Consider the following 20,065-nt stretch of genomic DNA (forward strand, 5'->3'; position numbering starts at 1 on the left):
TGCCAGCCGATGACGCGGTGCTTACGGCTTTGGCGGCCACGCCAGTTCTGGGCCGGTTTTGAACAACGACACATTGTTGGTGAAGGTGCTCTCCGGGGCGAGCCGGATCAGGCGCCCGTCCGGATGGCCGATGTCGGCGACATTGTCGATGAACCAGCGGTTCCAGGTCGCCTCCGGGCCGAGATATTTGTGCAGCAGCCGTTTGAAGCGGTTCGGCGCCATCGCTTCTATGGTGGCGACGCCGCGCAGGCCGAGATGCAGCAGGATGCCGGCCTCATTGTCGAAATGGACGATCTCCACGGCGCAGCGCGGGTCGCGTTCGAGGTGTTTGACAGCACTTGCGCCGGTCGAGCCGAGCAGCCAGATCGCAGCGTCCTCCCAGATGAACCACATCGGCGCGTTGCGCGGCGCGCCGTCAGCGGTCACGGTCGCCAGATTGGCCATCAGCGGGCGGCTGAGAACATCATCCGGGTCGAACTTTTTCGGCATCTCCCAGCCATGGCTCGGCGCTGCGGTTTCAAGCGTCATGCGTTTGTCCCTGCATCAGAAGAAAGGCTGTTTTGCCCGGCAATTTTGCGCGCATTTCTGTCGGGGGCAAAGCACGGTCGCGTTCCCTTGCGAAAATCCAAACCGCGCCCGCCGGTTGACGCACCCATGCGCCACCTTTAGCACTTCAGTCCCGCAGGCGCGGGGAGGGATTCTCTGACGATGGATTTTGGCGGCGGCGACGAGATCCGCTTCGAACGGTTGGGCAAGGCAGGCGTCGTCACGCTGACGCGGCCGCAGGCGCTCAATGCGCTGACACATCGCATGATCAAGGCGCTGGACAAGGCGCTCGACGCTTTTGAGCGCGATACCGGCGTCGATGTCGTCATCGTCAAGGCCGAGGGCAGGGCGTTTTGCGCCGGCGGCGACATCATGCACGTCTACGAGGCCCGCGCCGGAAAGCCGCCGGTCGAGTTCTTCGCCGACGAATACCGGCTCAACGCCCGCATCAACAGTTACAAAAAGCCCTATGTCGCGCTGATCGACGGGATCGTTATGGGCGGCGGCGTCGGCATCTCTTTCCACGGTTCGCAGCGTGTGCTGACCGAGAACGCCCAGTTCGCCATGCCCGAAGTCGGCATCGGTTTCTTCCCCGATGTCGGCGGCAGCCATCTTCTGCCCGACCTTGGCGGCAGCTTCGGCATGTATCTGGCGCTGACCGGCAACCGCATTCGCTATGGCGATGCGCTGTGGTCTGGCCTGGCCACCCACACCATCAAGGCCGCCGACCAGGCTGCCTTTCTCGATCGGCTCTGCGCCAATGGCGATCCGGAATCGGTGCTGCGCGGCTTTTTCGTGCCGGCCAGGCGCGAGACCGGCCAGCCGGTGCTGGAAGCCATTGCCCGGCATTTTTCCCAACCCTCGCTCGCCGAAATCCTCGAGAGCCTGGAGCGGGCGGCAGGCGCCGACGAGTTTGCCGCCAAGACGCTGGCCACCATCCGCACCCGCTCGCCGACCAGCCTTAATGTCGCGTGGCGCCAGATCAGCGCCGGGCTGACGCTGTCGATGGAAGCCTGCATGAAGATGGAGTTCCGCATCCTCAACCGCATGCTGGCCGGGCACGACTTCTATGAAGGCATCCGCGCCGTCCTCGTCGACAAGGGTTCGACGCCGCAGTGGCGGCCGGCAAGCCTGGCCGAGGTCGACGCTGCTTCGGTGGACGCCTATTTCGCGCCGCTCGAACGGGAGCTCGAACTGTGAGCGAGGTCACGTCGCGGCGCATCGTGCTGCAGCCCTCGGGTGTCGAGATCATCTTCGCCTGGTTCCAGCGCGTCATAGCGGGCTATTGCCTGCTGTTCGGCATCCTGTACTGGATCCGGCTGATCGGCTTTTATCCCGGCCCGCTGTGGCGCTTCGACCTGATGCCGGTGCACTGGCAGGTCGTGGCGGTGATGCTGGCCGTGTTCTTCCCCTTCGCCGCCGCCGGCCTCTGGATGCTGGCGTCGTGGGGCCCGGTGATCTGGTTCATCTGTGCTGTCACCGAGACCATCATGTATGCCGGCTTCCCCGATCTGTACGGCCACCGGCCGCTCATCGTCTTCTCGCATGCCGCGGTCGCGCTGCTCTACATCGCCTTCCGCGTTGTCATCTGGATGCGCAAGCGCCCCGCTCGCGCCTGAAACGCCGCCCCGCAGCCATTGGGTAAATCTTTAGGTTAATTATCCTTGCTCGGGTGACCGTTCGTTAAGCGTCTTGCGAAACCTATTACCGGTAAGCTCTTGTTAGCCCTAGCGTTTAAGTCGAATTTTATGAGTATTCGATAGTGTCGCAATCAAGGTGAAAAACAAAAAATCACCAGGCGACAAACGAGAGGCAAAGACAATGATCAATTCGCGTCCGGCGGCGAAGACCGCCAACGTATCCGACGATCGCCGCGAGGCTATCCGTTCGCTTTACATGGAATCGCTGCAGCTGGTGGAGCGTCTGCATCGCCGTCTGCTTGACGTGATCAAGGACGAGTTCGACCGCAATGGCCGTTCCGACATCAATGCCATCCAGGCGCTGCTTCTGTTCAACATCGGCAACTCCGAGCTGACCGCCGGCGAGCTGCGCTCGCGTGGCTACTATCTCGGCTCGAACGTCTCCTACAATCTGAAGAAGCTGGTCGATCTCGGCTTCATCAACCACCAGCGCTCGCGCATCGACCGCCGTTCGGTCCGCGTCTCGCTGACGCCGAAGGGCAATGAAGTGGCCGAAGTCGTCGCCGGTCTCTATGAGCGCCATGTCGGCTCGATCGAACAGGTCGGCGGCATCAACAGCGAAGAGTTCAAGCAGATGAACCGCGCGCTGCAGCGCCTGGATCGCTTCTGGAACGACACCATCGCCTACCGGATGTAATCAGCGGGCCATTGAATAGCAGCTGCGCCGGAAGAAGCGCGGCCGGAGGAAAGTCTCAGCCAACAGGCCGGTGCCGAAAAGCACCGGCCTTTTCTTTTCGAGCCGCCGGCGCTTCCAAATTCGTCGTAAGCCACGTTGCCGCCATATTCGCGGTGGAAGCGGGGATGCGGGTGATGCGGCGGCGAAAGCTGTTCGCGCGCCTGTAATGTCGCATCGCGGTCCGCTTTTGACGGCCAGGTGACGCAGGTCATGGTTGGCTAATTGTTAACAGTGCCAACTTTAGAGTGCGGGCGATATCGCCCAACATCGAGCACGTAGCCGAACGCTGCAACAGCCAAACGCTACAAGCCAAACACGACAAGAATGTCTGGAACGTCCATGAGAACCAGCCGCCGCTTTTTTCTTTCCGGAGCTTCCGCGCTCGCCGTGGCCATGGTTGCCAATGCCGCCAGCGCGCAGGATGTCATCGATGATATCCTGAAATCGTCGAACCGCGGCAATTGGGACGACCAGTTCGATGCCCGCGCCTCGGAAGGCGGCAAGGTCGCCTCGACGCTGCCGATCTTCAGCCTGCAGACGGTCGCCTTCACCGAACAGGCTGTGGCGCAGTATCAGAACATCGTCGCCCAGGGCGGCTGGGGCGAGGTGCCGGCGACAAAGAAGCTGCAGCTTGGCGTCGACGATCCGGACGTGGTGCCGCTGCGCAAGCGGCTGATGGTTTCGGGCGACCTGGCGCAGAGCGCCGGCATTTCGACGTCGTTCGATTCCTATGTCGACGCCGCGGTCAAGCGCTTCCAGGCGCGCCATGGCCTGCCGGCCGACGGCGCCATGGGCAAATACACCTATGCCGCGATGAACGTTTCGGCGCAGATCCGCCTCGGTCAGCTGCAGACCAATCTGGAGCGCCTGCGCGAAAAGGCCGGCACGCTGGGCAGCCGTTATGTGCTGGTCGATATCCCGGCGGCACAGATCGAGGCGGTCGAGAACGATCGCGTCGTGCTGCGCCACACCGCAATCGTCGGCAAGATCGACCGCCAGACCCCGGTGGTCAATTCCAAGATCAACGAGATCATCGTCAATCCCTACTGGAACGCGCCGGTCTCGATCGTGCGCAAGGACATCATTCCGCTGATGCGGAAGAACCCCGACTATCTCAAGGACAGCCATATCCGCCTGTTTGCGCCGGATGGCAGCGAAGTCGATCCGATGACTGTCGATTGGTCGACGGATGATGCCGCAAAATACCGCTTCCGCCAGGATCCGGGTTCCGGCAACGCCATGGCCTCGGTGAAGATCAACTTCCCCAGCCCCGACGGCGTCTACATGCACGATACGCCGCAGCAAAGCCTGTTCGGCAAGATGATGCGCTTCGATTCCTCGGGCTGCGTGCGTGTCCAGAACGTGCGCGACCTCGTCACATGGGTCCTGCGCGACACGCCCGGCTGGGACCGCCAGCATTTCGAGGCGACCATCAAGACCGGCGAGAACACGCCGGTGCAGGTCGTCAACCCGGTTCCGGTCCACTTCCTCTATGTGTCGGCCTGGTCGACGGGTCCGGGCGTCGTGCAGTTCCGCGACGACGTCTACGCGCTCGATGGCGCCAGCGAACTGCAGATCACCTCTTCGCTCTAAGCTGCTGATCTCCTTCAGGAAAGGCCACCGCAAGGTGGCCTTTTCCGTTCGACATCCCAACAGAAGAAGACTGGTGGCCGCCAGCCATGCAGGCCATGAACACTGCCGGACGTTGCGCCGCAGGCCCATCTGGACGGACTAACGGCAATTGCGCATGGTACTCAAAACAGCCGGAATCGCGCCATGCAGGTCGCAATCTTCATCCTCGCCGTGCTGGTTTTCGTCGCTCTTTCCGGCGCACTGGTGCGGTTGGTTCGGGTGCCGCTGCCGGTGCTGCAGATTGCCATCGGCGCCGCGCTCGCCTGGCCGGTGAAAGGCATCCATGTCGAGATCGACCCCGAACTCTTCCTGCTGGTGTTCATTCCGCCGCTTTTGTTCGGCGATGCCTATGGAGCGCCCAAACGCGAGCTGATCGCGCTGCGCGGGCCGATCCTCGATCTGGCCATCGGGCTGGTCTTCTTTACCATTGTCGGCTTCGGTTATGCCTTGCACTGGTTGGTGCCGAGCATCCCGCTGGTCGTCGCCTTCGCGCTCGCCGCCGTGCTGTCCCCGACCGACGCCGTGGCGGTGTCCTCGATCGTCGACAGAAGCCTGGTGCCGGCGCGGCTGATGCATATTCTGGAAGGCGAGGCGCTGCTCAACGACGCCTCGGGCCTGGTCATGTTCCGCTTCGCCGTCGCCGCCGCCGTGACCGGCAGCTTTTCCTTCGCCGATGCATCGCTGTCCTTCGTCTATGCCGTCGCCATCGGCATCCTGGCCGGCATCGCCGCGTTGTTCATCGCCGCCAGGCTGCTGCAGCTTCTGAATCGCATCGGCGGCGTTCCGGCCGAGGCGCAGGTTCTGGTCATGGTCCTGCTGCCCTTCATTGCCTATCTCGTCGCCGAACATCTGCATGCCTCAGGCATTCTGGCGGCGGTCACCGCCGGGCTTTTGACCGGCGGCTCCGGCGTCTTCCGCTTCCTCGGCGTCTCGGCGCGCATGCAGACGATCTCGCTGTGGACGACCTTGTCCTTCGTCTACAATGGCGCGCTGTTCATCGTGCTCGGCATGCAGCTTCCCGAAATCATTCGCCGCGTGCCGCCCGAACTGACCGGCCATTACCCGATCATCCAGCCGGTCGCGACGGTGATAGCGCTGACGCTGTGCCTGATCGCGCTGCGCTTCCTCTGGATCTGGGTCGGCGACATCGCGGCAGGCCTCAAGGCAAAATGGGGAAAGCGCAAGGCCGAGCCGTTCGGGATGCGTGTGCGGCTTGCCGGCTCGGTGGCGGGCGTGCGCGGCGCGATCACGCTGGCCGGCATCCTGTCGCTCCCGCTCGCCATGCCGGACGGCTCGCCTTTTCCCGCGCGCGACCTGGTGATCTTTCTCGCCGCCGGCGTCATCATCTGTTCGCTCGCCATCGCCAGCGTGGCGCTGCCGAAGATAGCGCACGGACTGGTCGAGCCGGGCGAGGATGGCAGCGCCATCGAGGAGCGTCTCGCCCGCATCGGCGCCGCCAAGGCGGCCATCGCCCGCATCGAAAGCATGGCGGGCGCCAGCGACGACGACCAGGGCGAGGTGCCCGGCGCCAGGCTTGCCGCCGCCGAAAACATCGTCGCCGGCTACCGGCGCCGGATCGCCACTTCGGACGAGGCCGACGACGCCCGGGCAGAGACCCGCGAAGCCGGGCGGCTGGAGCTCGAAATGCGGCTTGCCGGCATCGAGGCCGAGCGCATCGCCGTGCGCGACATGTTAAGCAGCGGCGCGATCAACGACCATACGGCGCGGGCGCTGTTTACCGAGATCACGCTCACCGAAGCCTTGCTGCAGGGGCGGCAGGAGCGAAAATAGCGGTTCAGGGCCGCTCTGGCGCAATCCGGCCAGCAAATTTCGCGCTGCAAACGTGGCGAGGCGAAAACAACTGTGTTAATGGCGCGGCAATGCATGTCGCCCGGAACCGTGCAGCGGTTTCGGGGCAACGATATGCATAGATAAATGCCCCGAACCGAAGGATTTCAGGCCATGGCAACTGCAGCGGCAGCGTCGAACAAGTTCGAATCCTTCTTCGAAACCACGCTGGAAGATGCCGATCCGGAGATCTTCGGCTCGATCCGCAACGAGCTTGGCCGCCAGCGTCACGAGATCGAGCTGATCGCCTCGGAAAACATCGTTTCGCGCGCCGTGCTCGAGGCGCAGGGCTCGATCATGACCAACAAATACGCCGAGGGTTATCCGGGCAAGCGCTATTATGGCGGCTGCCAGTTCGTCGACGTCGCCGAGGAACTCGCTATCGAGCGCGCCAAAAAGCTGTTCGGCTGCAACTTCGCCAATGTCCAGCCGAATTCCGGCAGCCAGATGAACCAGGCGGTCTTCCTGGCGCTGCTGCAGCCCGGCGACACCTTCATGGGCCTCGACCTGAATTCCGGCGGCCACCTGACGCACGGTTCGCCCGTCAATATGAGCGGCAAATGGTTCAAAGTCGTTTCCTACGGCGTGCGCAAGGACGACCATCTGCTCGACATGGACGCGATCGAAAAGACCGCACATGAGACCAAGCCAAAGCTGATCCTGGCCGGCGGCACCGCCTATTCGCGCATCTGGGACTGGAAGCGCTTTCGCGAGATCGCCGATGCGGTCGGCGCCTATCTGATGGTCGACATGGCCCATATCGCCGGCCTGGTTGCCGGCGGCGTGCATCCGTCACCGCTGCCGCACGCCCATGTCGTGACCACGACCACGCACAAATCGCTGCGCGGCCCGCGCGGCGGCATGATCCTGTGCAATGACGAGGACATCGCCAAGAAGATGAACTCGGCGGTTTTCCCCGGCCTGCAGGGCGGCCCGCTGATGCATGTCATCGCCGCCAAGGCGGTCGCCTTCGGCGAGGCGCTGAAGCCGAGCTTCAAGCTCTATGCCGAGAGTGTCGCCGCCAACGCGAAGGCGCTGGCGTCGAGCCTCAAGGAAACCGGCCTCGACATCGTCTCCGGCGGCACCGACAACCATCTGATGCTGGTCGATCTCAGGCCCAAGAACGCCACCGGCAAGCGCGCCGAGGCAGCGCTCGGCCGCGCCAACATCACCTGCAACAAGAACGGCATCCCGTTCGATCCGGAAAAGCCTTTCGTCACCTCGGGCGTGCGTCTGGGCACGCCGGCCGGCACCACGCGCGGCTTCGGCCAGGCCGAGTTCCGCGAGATCGGCAAGTTGATCGCCGAGGTGCTGGACGGGCTGAAGGTCGCCAATTCCGACGAAGGCAATGCGGCTGTGGAAGCAGCCGTGAAGGCCAAGGTCGTGGCGCTGACCGATCGTTTCCCGCTCTATCCCTATCTCGGTTGACCGCCAGCGGCGCATCGTCTTTTATCCCGCGCTCTGCGCCGCTTGCTGTTCGGGCGGCGCGGCCTGTTGGAGATCTGACGATGCGCGTGTTCCGTCCTGCCGTTCTGGCCTTCATCGGCTCGCTTGCCGCTGTCGCCGTGTCGGGCGCGATCGCCCAGGAGCAGCCGCAGCCGGGCACGGATATCCCCGCCACAAACACCTTTGGCAGGTGGACCACCATCATCGATGCGCTCGACACCGGCCAGGATTCCCACAAGACCTGCGCTGCCTCCACGGCCTTTGTCGATGGCGGCGGCAATGCCGGCACGCTGACGCTTTCGATCTCGACTGGCGACGCCCTGCCGCCCGATGCCTATCCGGCGATCATGTTCACCGTCGCCAACAAGGAGCTGCCGACCGGCAAGAAGATCGCCGCGACCTTCGGTGACCCCGGCGTCAAGGTTTCCGCGACCGTCTATTCCAATGATGCCGGCCGCCCGAGCTGGACCGTCGACAACCAGGCCAAGACCAGTCTCGCTTTGTTGCGGGCCATGCGCCAGGTCATCTCGCTCGACGTGACGTTCGGCAAGCAAGCCGTCGCCAGCATCCCTATGGACGGCTTCACCAAGGCCTACCGCAACCTCGGAACGTCCTGCGGCTTCCCGACCAAGGACGTCGCCCCCTGACATATCTGGCGCGGCTGGCAATTTTCCTCCCGCCTCGCTATCTCTGAGGGCGCGAGCGGCCGTTGCCGAACCTTTGCCGTCCCGGCAAAAACCTCTAAGCCTATCGTTCCGCCAGAATCGCCAACCTGAAGGCTCTCCATGCGCTGTCCCTATTGCCAGTCCGAAGATACGCAGGTGAAGGATTCGCGCCCCGCCGAGGATGGCGCGGCGATCCGCCGGCGGCGCGTCTGTCCCGATTGCGGTGGCCGTTTCACCACTTTCGAGCGCGTCCAGTTGCGCGACCTCGTGGTGGTGAAGAAGTCCGGCAGAAAGGTGCCGTTCGACCGCGACAAGCTCTTGCGTTCGGTGGAGATCGCGGTGCGCAAGCGCAATGTCGATCCCGAGCGCATCGACCGCGCCGTCACCGGCATCGTGCGCCAGCTCGAAAGCTCCGGCGAGACTGAAATCGCCTCGGGCGAGGTCGGCCGGCTCGTCATGGAAGCGCTGAAGTCGCTCGACGACGTCGCCTATGTCCGCTTCGCCTCGGTCTATCGCAATTTCCGTGAGGCCAAGGACTTCCATGACGTGCTGGGTGAGCTCAAAGGTGACGAACTCAAAGGCGACGAGCTGAAGAGCGAAGAGGACGCCGGCTGAGCATGGCAAGCCAAACGTCAGGGAAGGCCGATCAGCAGGCCCTCGATCGCCGCTTCATGGCCGCGGCGCTGAGGCTCTCGCGCAGAAATGCCGGCCGCACCTCGACCAACCCTTCCGTCGGCACCATAATCGTTCGCGACGATGGCGCCGGCCCGATGATCGTCGGCACAGGGGTCACCGCTGTTGGCGGCCGGCCGCATGCCGAGACCGAGGCGCTGGCTGAAGCCGGCGAGTTGGCCCGCGGCGCCACCGCCTATGTCACGCTGGAGCCCTGCGCCCACCATGGCCGCACCCCGCCTTGCGCCAACGCGCTGGTCAATGCCGGAGTGGCGCGGGTCGTCGGCGCCGCCAGCGATCCCGATCCGCGCGTCTCCGGCAAAGGCTATGCCATCCTGCGCGCCGCCGGCATCGAAGTGGTCGAAAAGGTGCTGGCCGAGGAAGCCGCCGAGCAGATGGCCGGCTATTTGATTCGGTCCCTGAAAAAGCGCCCGGAAGTGATTCTGAAGCTTGCGCTTTCCAGCGACGGCAAGATCGGCAGGCACGGCGCCGGCCAGGTCGCGATCACCGGCGATATCGCCCGCCGCGAAGTCTATCTGATGCGCGCCGAAGCCGATGGCATACTGGTCGGCATCGGCACGGCGCTGGAGGATGATCCGGCGCTCACCGTGCGGCTGCCGGGGCTGGAGAACCGCTCGCCGGCGCGCATCGTGCTCGACCGCCAGATCAGGCTGCCGGAAGCCTCGAAGCTGGTCTCCGGCACCGACCGAGTGCCGCTCTATGTCGCCGCGAGCCTGGGGGCCGATCCGCTGCGGCGGTCGGTGCTGGAGCGTGCCGGCGTGCGCTTCATCGGCACCGAAACCCATGAAGGCGGCGTGGCCTTGCCGGAACTGCTCGAGGATCTCGGCGCGCTCGGCATGGCCAGCGTTCTGGTCGAAGGCGGCGCCAAGGTAGCCAGCGCCTTCCTCGCCGAAGGACTGGTCGACCGCATCGTGCTGTTCCAGGGACCGGAAGCGATCGGCGAGGGCGGCATTGCATCGCCCATCGACGCCAACCATATCCCGGCAGGCTTCCGCAAATTGCGCGAGATGCGCTTCGCGGAAGACAGCTATGCCGAATGGGTGAGAGATATCTGAAATGTTCACTGGAATTGTCACCGATATCGGCACCGTCGCGGCCGTCAAGCCGCTGAGCGAAGGCGTCGGCCTGCGCATCGACACCGCGTATGATCCCGCGACCATCGCTATTGGCGCCTCGATCTCCTGCGGCGGCGTCTGCCTGACGGTGACGGCGCTGCCAGATGGCGGGTCCAACGCACGCTGGTTCGAGGTCGAAGCCTGGGAAGAGGCCCTCAGGCTGACCACGGCGTCGGGCTGGAAATCAGGCACCAAGGTCAATCTCGAGCGGGCACTGAAGATCGGCGACGAACTCGGCGGTCACATCGTGTCGGGCCATGTCGACGGCATGGCCGAAATCATCGAGCGCAAGGATGAAGGCGATGCCGTTCGCTTCACGCTGGAGGCGCCGCGCGAACTGGCAAAATTCATTGCCCCAAAAGGCTCGGTCGCACTTGATGGCACCTCGCTTACCGTCAACAAGGTCGAGGGCACCCGTTTCGACGTGCTTCTGATCCATCATTCGCTGACCGTGACCACTTGGGGCGAGCGCAAGGTCGGCGACAAGGTCAACCTGGAGATCGACACGATGGCCCGCTACGCCGCGCGCCTAGTCGAGGCGGCGAAAGAGGGGCTTTGATGGCCGCAAGACTCACAATCGAACAGAAAAAGCGGCTTACGCGCGAAGCAATGGCCGATGTAGACGCGGGTCGTTTAGTGGATCACGAAGCTGTTCTCGTCTGGGCTGAAAGCCTCTGCAGCGAGTGCCCGCTACCGACGCCCAGCCCAAAGACGCGCTAGGCTACGCTTCGCCTCCAGCAATCTTCCGCTTGCGATCAAACCGGCTTCGGCCTAAGTCACCGGCTACCCCCGGAGACATTCATGGCAGGCACATCCCAACACGGCAAAGCGTTCATTCGCCCGAAGAAGAAGGCCCACCTTCTGATTATCGAGGCGCGCTTTCATGACGATCTTGCCGACGCGCTGCTCGACGGCGCGACGAGCGCGCTCGACGAAGCCGGCGCGACCTATGACGTCGTCACCGTTCCCGGTTCGCTGGAAATTCCAGCAGTGATCACTTTTGCGCTCGACGGCATGGGCGAGGGCGGCAAGGACTATGATGGTTTTGTCGCGCTCGGCACCATCATTCGTGGCGACACCTATCATTTCGACATCGTCGCCAATGAATCGAGCCGCGCGCTGATGGATCTCTCGGTGCAGGAAGCGATTGCGATCGGCAACGGCATCCTGACCACCGAGAACGACGCGCAGGCCTGGACGCGCGCCAAGCGCTCGGAGGGCGACAAGGGCGGCTTTGCCGCGCGCGCGGCGCTGACCATGATCGCGCTCAAGGAGAAGCTGGGAGCGCAATCGTGAGCGAACCCGCTTCGCCCGGCCAGCCCGCGATACGCCACGCCAACAAGCGTGGCGCCGCCCGTCTGGCCGCCGTGCAGGCGCTTTACCAGATGGACGTGGCCGGCAGCGGCGTCTTCGAGATCACCGCCGAATACGAGGCGTTCCGGCTCGGCAAGGAAGTCGACGGCGCGCTTTATCGCGAGGCCGACGCGCAGTGGTTCCGCGCCATCCTGGCCGGCGTCGTCGAGAACCAGACGACCATCGATCCGATCATACGCCAGGCGCTGACGGAAGACTGGCCGCTGTCCAGACTCGATTCGACGTTGCGCGCCATCCTGCGCGCCGGCGTCTACGAACTGATGAAGCGCGACGACGTGCCGGTGGCCGTCATCGTTTCGGAATATGTCGACATCGCCAAGGCCTTCTACGAGGAAGACGAGCCGAAGCTGACCAACGCCGTGCTCGACCGTGTGTCGCGCCGGGTGCGGGGCGAGGGGCGCGGCAAGGACGCATTGTGACCGGCACCGTCGCCGGCGCAGCAAGGGAAGCGCGCCGCACGGCGATCATCCTGGCGACGTCGCAGGCGATTATCGGTTCGGCCGCGCCGATTGCCATTTCCATGGGCGGGCTGGCCGGGCAATATCTGCTTGGCCCCGATAAGTCGCTGGCAACGGCGCCAATCACCGGCTTCAACATCGGCGTGGCGCTCGGCGCGTTGCCGGCCGCGGCCATCATCCGCTGGCTCGGCCAGCGCGGCGGCTTCATGACCGGCACCATCGTGACCGCGCTTGGCGGCGTCATCTCCACGCTGGCACTGTTCCACGCCAGCTTCTGGCTGTTCGCTTTCGCCCTGCTGGTGATCGGCGTCGGCGGCGCCTTCGTCCAGCAGTTCCGCTTCGCCGCCGCCGATAATGCTCCGCCCGAATTCAAGGCGCGCGCCATTTCCTTCGTGCTGGCCGGCGGCGTCATCACCGCGATCCTCGGGCCGCAGATCGTCATCTTCACCCGCGAATTGCTGGCGCCGGTGATGTTTGCCGGCTCGTTCTTGGCCATTCCGGTTCTGGCGGCGGCCGGCGCCATGATCCTGTCATTCCTGCGCATCCCGGCCAAGGCTCCCGGCCACGCGGAAGTCGCGTCAAGCGACGCCCGGCCGCTGTCCGAGATCGTCACCCGGCCGCGTTTCGTCGCGGCACTGTTTTGCGCCGTCGGCAGCTATGCGCTGATGAGTTTCGTCATGACCGGCGCGCCGCTGGCCATGGTCGGCTGCGGCCTGTCGACGGACGACGCCACGCTCGGCATTTCCTGGCATGTGATGGCGATGTTTGCGCCGAGCTTCTTCACCGGATCGCTGATCCATCGCTTCGGCGCCGAACGCATCGTCGCAACCGGCCTGGTCCTGCTGATCGGCTGCGCCGCGGTGGCATTGTCCGGCCTGCATTTGTGGCAGTTCTGGACGGCGCTGATCCTGCTTGGCCTCGGCTGGAATTTTGCCTTCATCGGCGCCACCTCCATGGTCGCCGACAGCTACCATCCGTCCGAAAAGAGCAAGGTGCAGGGCTTCCACGACTTCGTCCTGTTCGGCTCCGTCGCCTTCGCCTCGCTAATGTCGGGCGCCATCTACAATGCCTGGGGCTGGGAGATGCTGAACTGGCTGGTTTTCCCGGTCGTCGCCCTCTGCTTCGTCGCCCTTGGCGCGCTCAAACTGACCGGATCGCGCAAAGCCCGCGCCTGATCCGGTTCTATCTTTGGCTTGGCACGACGTGTCAGCATGGCGGCGGCCGAAATCGCGGCGACCGCACAAAATTATTGCGTCTGTACCCATTGTTATGAAACCGTGTGCCCCGACGGGGCGTTGAAGCCATGCTCATATGCGGCCACCGCATTTCGGTCCAAAGCAAGGGGTTTTCACAATGTTTTCAGTCAAGATTCTGGCCGGCGCGGCGTTGGCGCTCGGCATCACGGCCGCCTCCGCCAATGCCCAGGTGGTCGTCTCCTCGAAGATCGACACCGAGGGCGGCGTGCTCGGCAACATCATCCAGCTTGTGCTCAACGCCAACAACATCAAGACCACCGACCGCATCCAGCTCGGCGGCACGCCGGTGGTACGCAAGGCGATCACTGCCGGCGAGATCGACATCTATCCCGAGTACACCGGCAATGCCGCTTTCTTCTTCGAGAAGGCCGACGATCCGGTCTGGAAGGATGCCGCCAAGGCCTATGAGACCGCCAAGAAGCTCGACTATGACGCCAACAAGATCGTCTGGCTGTCGCCGTCACCGGCCAACAACACCTGGGCGATCGCGCTGCGCAAGGAGGTTGCCGAGACCAACAAGCTGGCGACCCTGACCGACTTCGGCAAATACGTCGCCGGCGGCGGCACGGTGGTTTTGGCGGCGTCGGCTGAGTTCGTCAATTCGGCGGCAGCCCTGCCGGCGTTCCAGACCACTTACGGCTTCACGCTGAAGCCGGAGCAGTTGATCACGCTTTCGGGCGGCGACACCGCCGCGACAATCGGTGCTGCCGCCAACCAGACCAACGGCGCCAACGCCGCCATGGTCTACGGCACCGACGGCGGCATCGCGCCGTCCGGCCTGGTCGTGCTCGCCGACGACAAGGGCGTGCAGCCGGTCTACCAGCCGGCGCCGATCATCCGCGAAGCGGTGCTGAAAGAGCATCCGGAGATCGAGACGCTGTTGAGGCCGGTGTTCGCCAAGCTCGACCTCGTCACGCTGCAGGAACTCAACGGCCGCGTCCAGGTCGGCGGCGAGCCGGTCAAGGGTGTCGCCGAGGACTTTTTGAAGAAGAACGGGTTTTTGAAGTAGTCAGCGCATAGCTGATCGTGACGCTGGTGCGAGACACCTCTCTCTGGAAGCTGCTGATCTCCCCCCTTGCGGGGGAGATGTCCGGCAGGACAGAGGGGGGTGCTGTCCCGCCGACCTCACAACCGGTAGCAGGTGCGTGCCTCGACAGGGTTGCTTCTGAACAAGCCGACGCTCGAAAGCTGGCGATCCTTCACACCCCCCTCTTGCCTGCCGGCCATCTCCCCCGCAAGGGGGGAGATCGGATTTCGCGTCGGCTTTCGCCGATCACCGGCGTAGTCTGCGCAACGTGGAAAATCGCTCCTCATGAGGGGCATCCATGACCCTGCGTTTCGACAAGCTCGGCGTGGTTATCGCGGCGATCGTTGCCTATGCGGCGTTTCTGGCCCCGTTCGCCACCTTCCGCGCCAATCGTATCGTTCCCGGTCAGGCGCGCTCGATCCTCGAGGCGCTGCCGGCCACAGTCGGGCCGCTGCTGCTGGCGGTCGTCGTCGTGGCCGCAATTGTTGCGTTGCTGAAAACCCCGCTTGTCCTGCGCCTGGCTGCAAGCGTCGTGGCGCTCGCCGCCCTTGCCATCCTGATCGGTGTCGCCGGCACCTTCCTGACGCCGGCCGGCAACACCTTCGCCCGCATCTCGCCGGCTTCCGGCTTCTGGCTGTTGATCTTTGCCTTCACATTGTTGCTCGCCGACGTGCTGACCAGGCTCAACCTGTCGCCACCGGCCCGCATCGGCGTGCTCGTCCTCGCGGCGCTGGCCATCGGCTTGTTGCTGATATCGGGGCAGTGGGACAGCCTGTCGATCCTCAAGGAATATGCAAACCGCGCCGATAGTTTCTGGGCGGAAGGCTCCAAGCACATCACACTGGCGCTGGGGTCGCTGGCGGCGGCGGTGATCGTCGGCCTGCCGCTCGGCATCCTGTGCCACCGCGTCGAACGGTTGCGGGCCGGCGTGCTCAATGTGCTCAACATCGTCCAGACCATACCCTCGATCGCGCTGTTCGGCCTGCTGATCGCGCCGCTCGGCTGGGTTGCCGCGCATGTTCCGGGTGCCGCAGCGCTCGGTATCAGAGGCATCGGCACCGCGCCCGCCTTCGTGGCTTTGTTCCTCTATTCGCTGCTGCCGGTGGTGGCCAACACCGTGGTCGGGCTTGCCGGCGTACCCCGCGCGGCCAATGATGCAGCGCGCGGCATGGGCATGACCGATGGCCAGCGCCTGTTCGGCGTCGAGTTTCCGTTGGCCTTTCCGGTGATCCTCACCGGCATCCGCATCGTGCTGGTGCAGAACATCGGCCTGGCCACCATCGCAGCACTAATCGGCGGCGGCGGCTTTGGCGTCTTCGTGTTCCAGGGAGTTGGCCAGACGGCGATGGACCTGGTGCTGCTTGGCGCCGTGCCAACGGTGGCGTTGGCCTTCGCCGCGGCCATCATCCTCGACGCAGTAATCGAAATGACCGCCACCAGGCGCAGGGTTGAAACGGCATGATCGAGATCGAAGGCATTACCAAGCGCTATGACGCAACGACCGTGGTCGACGACGTGTCGATGGTCATTGAGCCGCGCACGGTTTGCGTCATCGTCGGCACCTCCGGTTCCGGCAAGACAACGCTTCTGCGGATGATCAACCGGCTGGTCGAGCCGACCGCCGGCGTCATCAAGCTCGACGGCAACGACAACCGCACGCTGCCCGGCTACGAGCTGCGCCGCAGCATCGGCTACGCTATCCAGGGCCACGGCCTGTTCCCGCACCGCACCGTTGCGCAGAACATCGCCACCGTGCCGGTCCTGCTGGGCTGGGACAAGGACCGCATCAACGGCCGCGTCGATGAGTTGATGACACTCTACCAGCTCGACCCCGAGGCCTATGGCCCGCGCTACCCGCACGAATTGTCCGGCGGCCAGCAGCAGCGCGTCGGCGTTGCCCGCGCGCTCGCCGCCGAACCCAACGTGCTGTTGATGGACGAGCCGTTCGGCGCGCTCGACCCGATCATCCGCACCAAGGCGCAGGAGGACCTGCTGGCGATCCAGAAGCGCTTCGGCACCACCATCATCCTCGTTACCCACGACATGGAGGAGGCGGTCCACATGGGCGACAAGATCGCCGTCATGGATGCCGGAAAGCTGGTGCAATACGCCAAGCCGGAAGAGATCCTGGCGCGGCCGGCGAACGCCTTCGTCGAAACCCTGGTCGGCGCCAGCGAAAAGCCGTTCCGGCTCTTGTCGCTCGGCCGCGTGCGCGACGCCGTGGAAAAGGGGTCTGCCGAAGGCGAGGCGATCCCAGGCGACGCCAGCCAGCGCGACGCGCTGGCCGAGCTTCTGTGGTCGGGCCGGCCGGCGCTGCCGGTCAAGGGCGAAGACGGCAAGCCTCTCGGCCGCGTCACCGTCGACGGGCTGGTGAAGCGCGCGGCGAGACCGGCATGAAAGGGGCCGGTCTAAAAGCCTGGCTGCCTTCGCTGCTCAGGCTTGCCCTGGTGGTGCTTCTCATAGCCTTCGTTACCAATCCCGGCTGGTTCGAGCCGCTGTTGAAGCCGCTGACCGAAAACAATGCGCCGGCGATCTACAATCAGGGCAGCCTGCTGACGCTGACCCTGCTGCATCTCAGGACCGTGCTGATCGCTACCGTCGCCGCAACCATCGTTGCCGTGGCGCTTGCCATCCTGGTGACCAGGCCGGCGGGCGCCGAATTCCTGCCGCTGTCGCGCAGTCTGGTCAATATCGGCCAGACCTTTCCGCCGGTGGCGGTGCTGGCGCTGGCGGTGCCCGCCGTCGGTTTCGGCGAGAAGCCGACGCTGATTGCGCTGTTTCTCTACGGCCTGCTGCCGATCTTCGAGAACGCGCTGACCGGCCTAACGACGCTGCAGGGCAACATCATGGAGGCCGCGCGCGGCGCCGGCATGACCGGCTGGCAAAGGCTGATCAAGGTTGAATTGCCGCTGAGTGCGCCGATCATTCTGGGCGGCATAAGGCTGTCGGTGGTGATCAGCCTGGCCACGGCGACGATCGGTTCGACGGTTGCCGCCAAGACGCTGGGCGAGGTGATCATCGCCGGCCTGCTGTCCAACAATCTCGCCTTCGTCCTGCAAGGCGGCCTGATCGTCGCGGCGCTGGCGGTGCTGATCTATGACGGACTGTCCGCCATCGAGCGCTACACCGCGCGCAAGATGGGGCAGGAGACTGGCGACTGACCGTCGCTGGACTGCGGGCAAAGCATTGACTGACGCGGCGTCATTTCAATCGATCTAATAGCAGGGCATCGGCAATGGGAATGTTGTGGCCTAAACCTTTTGGCTGAAAGCGGGGCAAAAACCGAACAATATCTTGACGTTCCGAGCCCTGTTTCGCATACACCGCTGCGAAGGACGGATTCCGCCTAGGCTTATCCGCTCCCCGCACCAACGGCCCAGGGAGGGGTTCTTTTGGGCCATCAATCGAGGAAAATTCGGCAATGACCATCATTTCTGCCGTCATCGCCTGCGGCTTGCTTTCAATCCTTTACGCCATCTGGGCGACACGATCGGTTCTTGCAGCCGATCAGGGCAATGCACGCATGCAGGAAATCTCCGCCGCCATCCGCGAAGGCGCGCAGGCCTATCTGGCGCGCCAGTACACCACCATCGCCATCGTCGGCGTGGTCGTGCTCGTGCTCGCCTGGTGGCTGCTCTCGATCACCGCCGCGGTCGGCTTCCTGATCGGCGCCGTGCTTTCGGGCGCCGCCGGTTTCATCGGCATGCACGTCTCGGTGCGCGCCAATGTGCGCACCGCGCAGGCGGCGTCCAACAGCCTCGCCGCCGGTCTCGACATCGCCTTCAAGTCGGGCGCCATCACCGGTATGCTGGTGGCTGGCCTGGCGCTGCTCGGCGTGTCGATTTACTACTATATTCTGACCGGCCCGATGGGCCTGCAGCCCAATGACCGCATCGTCATCGATGCGCTGGTTTCGCTCGGCTTCGGCGCTTCGCTGATCTCGATCTTCGCCCGTCTGGGCGGCGGCATCTTCACCAAGGGCGCCGACGTCGGCGGCGATCTCGTGGGCAAGGTCGAAGCCGGTATTCCCGAAGACGATCCGCGCAACCCGGCCACCATCGCCGACAATGTCGGCGATAATGTCGGTGATTGCGCCGGCATGGCCGCCGACCTCTTCGAGACCTATGCGGTGACCGTCGTTGCCACCATGGTGCTGGCTGCCATCTTCTTCGGCGGAACCGCCGCTCTGGGTGCGGCGATGCTCTATCCGCTCGCCATCTGCGGCGCCTGTATCCTGACCTCGATCGTCGGCACCTTCTTCGTCAAGCTCGGTTCCAACGGCTCGATCATGGGCGCCCTCTACAAAGGCCTGATCGTCACCGGCCTGCTGTCGATCGTCGGTCTCGGTGTCGCTACCTCGGCAACCGTCGGCTGGGGCGAGGTCGGCACCGTCGCCGGCATGACCATCATCGGCAAGAACCTGTTCATCTGCGGCCTGATCGGTCTCGTTGTGACCGGTCTTATCGTGGTGATCACCGAATACTATACCGGCACCAACAAGCGCCCGGTGAACTCCATCGCCCAGGCCTCGGTGACCGGTCACGGCACCAACGTCATCCAGGGACTTGCGGTGTCGCTCGAATCGACCGCACTGCCGGCAATCGTCATCGTCGGCGGCATCATCTCGACCTACCAGCTCGCCGGCCTGTTCGGCACGGCGATCGCGGTCACCACCATGCTCGGCCTTGCCGGCATGATCGTCGCCCTCGACGCCTTCGGCCCGGTCACCGACAATGCCGGCGGCATTGCCGAAATGGCCGGCCTGCCCAAGGAAGTGCGCCACTCCACCGACGCGCTCGACGCGGTCGGCAACACCACCAAGGCGGTGACCAAGGGCTATGCCATCGGTTCGGCCGGCCTCGGCGCGCTGGTGCTGTTTGCGGCCTATTCGAACGATTTGAAGTTCTTTGCCGCCAATGGCGACAAATATCCGTACTTCCAGGGCATGGGCGATGTCTCCTTCGACCTCTCCAATCCCTACGTCGTAGCCGGCCTGATCTTCGGCGGTCTGATCCCGTATCTGTTCGGCGGCATCGCCATGACGGCGGTCGGCCGTGCGGCCGGCGCCATCGTCGAGGAAGTGCGCAAGCAGTTCCGCGAGGATCCGGGCATCATGGCCGGCACCTCCAAGCCGAACTATGCCCGGGCCGTCGACCTTCTGACCAAGGCGGCGATCCGGGAAATGATCATCCCCTCGCTGCTGCCGGTGCTGGCGCCGCTCGTCGTCTATTTCGGCGTGCAGCTGATCTCGGGCTCCAAGGCGTCCGCCTTTGCGGCACTCGGCGCCTCGTTGCTCGGCGTCATCGTCAACGGCCTGTTCGTCGCCATCTCGATGACTTCGGGCGGCGGCGCCTGGGACAATGCCAAGAAGTCGTTCGAGGACGGTTTTGTCGACAAGGACGGCGTCAAGCACCTCAAGGGCTCCGAAGCGCACAAGGCTTCGGTCACCGGCGACACGGTTGGCGATCCCTACAAGGACACCGCCGGCCCGGCGGTCAACCCGGCAATCAAGATCACCAACATCGTGGCGCTTCTGCTGCTGGCCGTGCTCGCGCACGGCTAAGGCAACGCCACTGCTTCAGGAACAAACCCGCGGGAGCGATCCCGCGGGTTTTTGTTTGAGATTTAC

21 protein-coding genes are annotated in these 20,065 nt (G+C 64.3%); 19 read left to right on the top strand and 2 right to left on the bottom strand.

Features of this window, described 5'->3' with window-relative positions; genetic code table 11:
* Positions 1 to 21: 21 nt before the first annotated feature.
* Positions 22 to 528: a pyridoxamine 5'-phosphate oxidase family protein gene (locus NKI46_RS20545; protein WP_023705074.1), complete on the bottom strand. Its 507-nt coding sequence runs from the start codon at positions 526 to 528 to the stop codon at positions 22 to 24.
* Between the two features lie 180 nt (positions 529 to 708).
* On the opposite strand from NKI46_RS20545, the gene NKI46_RS20550 reads away from it, so the two are divergent.
* The 18 genes from NKI46_RS20550 (at position 709) to NKI46_RS20630 (ending at position 17,597) form a co-directional block, all read left to right on the top strand.
* The gene (locus NKI46_RS20550) at positions 709 to 1,746 is read left to right on the top strand and encodes an enoyl-CoA hydratase/isomerase family protein (protein ID WP_023672999.1); all 1,038 of its coding nucleotides are present in this window, start codon (positions 709 to 711) and stop codon (positions 1,744 to 1,746) included.
* Entirely contained in the window at positions 1,743 to 2,165 is a 423-nt protein-coding gene (locus tag NKI46_RS20555) for a DUF6163 family protein (RefSeq protein ID WP_023682398.1), read from the top strand. Before NKI46_RS20550 ends, NKI46_RS20555 begins: the two co-directional genes overlap by 4 nt.
* Before the next feature lie 202 nt (positions 2,166 to 2,367).
* On the top strand, positions 2,368 to 2,883 hold the full coding sequence (gene ldtR, locus NKI46_RS20560; RefSeq protein ID WP_023672997.1) for a transcriptional regulator LdtR: 516 nt from the start codon (positions 2,368 to 2,370) through the stop codon (positions 2,881 to 2,883).
* A 378-nt stretch (positions 2,884 to 3,261) separates the two neighbouring features.
* Positions 3,262 to 4,515: a L,D-transpeptidase family protein gene (locus tag NKI46_RS20565; protein WP_023736470.1), complete on the top strand. Its 1,254-nt coding sequence runs from the start codon at positions 3,262 to 3,264 to the stop codon at positions 4,513 to 4,515.
* 183 nt (positions 4,516 to 4,698) lie between these two features.
* Entirely contained in the window at positions 4,699 to 6,345 is a 1,647-nt protein-coding gene (locus tag NKI46_RS20570; protein ID WP_352747690.1) for a Na+/H+ antiporter, read from the top strand.
* Positions 6,346 to 6,516: 171 nt separating this feature from the next.
* Positions 6,517 to 7,830, top strand: coding sequence for a serine hydroxymethyltransferase (glyA, locus tag NKI46_RS20575; RefSeq protein WP_023669349.1), 1,314 nt, complete (start codon positions 6,517 to 6,519; stop codon positions 7,828 to 7,830).
* Positions 7,831 to 7,910: 80 nt separating this feature from the next.
* Positions 7,911 to 8,495: an invasion associated locus B family protein gene (locus tag NKI46_RS20580; protein WP_023669350.1), complete on the top strand. Its 585-nt coding sequence runs from the start codon at positions 7,911 to 7,913 to the stop codon at positions 8,493 to 8,495.
* Between the two features lie 138 nt (positions 8,496 to 8,633).
* Positions 8,634 to 9,128, top strand: a complete 495-nt coding sequence (gene nrdR / locus NKI46_RS20585; protein WP_023669351.1) for a transcriptional regulator NrdR — start codon at positions 8,634 to 8,636, stop codon at positions 9,126 to 9,128.
* A gap of 2 nt (positions 9,129 to 9,130) precedes the next feature.
* Positions 9,131 to 10,261, top strand: a complete 1,131-nt coding sequence (gene ribD, locus NKI46_RS20590) for a bifunctional diaminohydroxyphosphoribosylaminopyrimidine deaminase/5-amino-6-(5-phosphoribosylamino)uracil reductase RibD (protein WP_352747693.1) — start codon at positions 9,131 to 9,133, stop codon at positions 10,259 to 10,261.
* 1 nt (position 10,262) lies between these two features.
* Positions 10,263 to 10,880, top strand: a complete 618-nt coding sequence (locus NKI46_RS20595; protein WP_352747696.1) for a riboflavin synthase — start codon at positions 10,263 to 10,265, stop codon at positions 10,878 to 10,880.
* Positions 10,881 to 10,930: 50 nt separating this feature from the next.
* Positions 10,931 to 11,041, top strand: a complete 111-nt coding sequence (locus NKI46_RS30955) for a hypothetical protein (protein ID WP_502896829.1) — start codon at positions 10,931 to 10,933, stop codon at positions 11,039 to 11,041.
* Positions 11,042 to 11,122: 81 nt separating this feature from the next.
* The gene (ribH, locus tag NKI46_RS20600; protein ID WP_023693260.1) at positions 11,123 to 11,617 is read left to right on the top strand and encodes a 6,7-dimethyl-8-ribityllumazine synthase; all 495 of its coding nucleotides are present in this window, start codon (positions 11,123 to 11,125) and stop codon (positions 11,615 to 11,617) included.
* Positions 11,614 to 12,114 carry a transcription antitermination factor NusB gene (gene nusB / locus NKI46_RS20605; protein ID WP_023682390.1) on the top strand — a complete coding sequence of 167 codons (501 nt, stop codon included), beginning with the start codon at positions 11,614 to 11,616 and terminating at the stop codon, positions 12,112 to 12,114. The genes ribH and nusB overlap by 4 nt, the downstream gene beginning before the upstream one ends.
* Complete coding sequence (locus NKI46_RS20610) at positions 12,111 to 13,328, top strand: MFS transporter (RefSeq protein WP_023742853.1); 1,218 nt, start codon at positions 12,111 to 12,113, stop codon at positions 13,326 to 13,328. Before nusB ends, NKI46_RS20610 begins: the two co-directional genes overlap by 4 nt.
* 178 nt (positions 13,329 to 13,506) lie before the next feature.
* The gene (gene osmF / locus NKI46_RS20615) at positions 13,507 to 14,418 is read left to right on the top strand and encodes a glycine betaine ABC transporter substrate-binding protein OsmF (protein ID WP_023693262.1); all 912 of its coding nucleotides are present in this window, start codon (positions 13,507 to 13,509) and stop codon (positions 14,416 to 14,418) included.
* 316 nt (positions 14,419 to 14,734) lie between these two features.
* On the top strand, positions 14,735 to 15,898 hold the full coding sequence (locus NKI46_RS20620; RefSeq protein WP_352445125.1) for an ABC transporter permease: 1,164 nt from the start codon (positions 14,735 to 14,737) through the stop codon (positions 15,896 to 15,898).
* The gene (locus NKI46_RS20625; protein ID WP_352445123.1) at positions 15,895 to 16,833 is read left to right on the top strand and encodes an ABC transporter ATP-binding protein; all 939 of its coding nucleotides are present in this window, start codon (positions 15,895 to 15,897) and stop codon (positions 16,831 to 16,833) included. Before NKI46_RS20620 ends, NKI46_RS20625 begins: the two co-directional genes overlap by 4 nt.
* The gene (locus tag NKI46_RS20630) at positions 16,830 to 17,597 is read left to right on the top strand and encodes an ABC transporter permease (protein ID WP_023700549.1); all 768 of its coding nucleotides are present in this window, start codon (positions 16,830 to 16,832) and stop codon (positions 17,595 to 17,597) included. The genes NKI46_RS20625 and NKI46_RS20630 overlap by 4 nt, the downstream gene beginning before the upstream one ends.
* Before the next feature lie 40 nt (positions 17,598 to 17,637).
* Here the strand turns inward: NKI46_RS20630 and NKI46_RS20635 are convergent, their stop codons facing one another.
* Positions 17,638 to 17,868 carry a hypothetical protein gene (locus tag NKI46_RS20635; protein WP_156933240.1) on the bottom strand — a complete coding sequence of 77 codons (231 nt, stop codon included), beginning with the start codon at positions 17,866 to 17,868 and terminating at the stop codon, positions 17,638 to 17,640.
* Here NKI46_RS20635 and NKI46_RS20640 point away from each other — a divergent pair.
* Positions 17,858 to 19,999, top strand: a complete 2,142-nt coding sequence (locus NKI46_RS20640) for a sodium-translocating pyrophosphatase (protein ID WP_023689501.1) — start codon at positions 17,858 to 17,860, stop codon at positions 19,997 to 19,999. The two genes, NKI46_RS20635 and NKI46_RS20640, sit on opposite strands and share 11 nt — an antisense overlap.
* Positions 20,000 to 20,065: the final 66 nt, after the last annotated feature.

This window comes from Mesorhizobium sp. M0615 (assembly GCF_040320805.1).
Classification (GTDB): Bacteria; Pseudomonadota; Alphaproteobacteria; order Rhizobiales; family Rhizobiaceae; genus Mesorhizobium.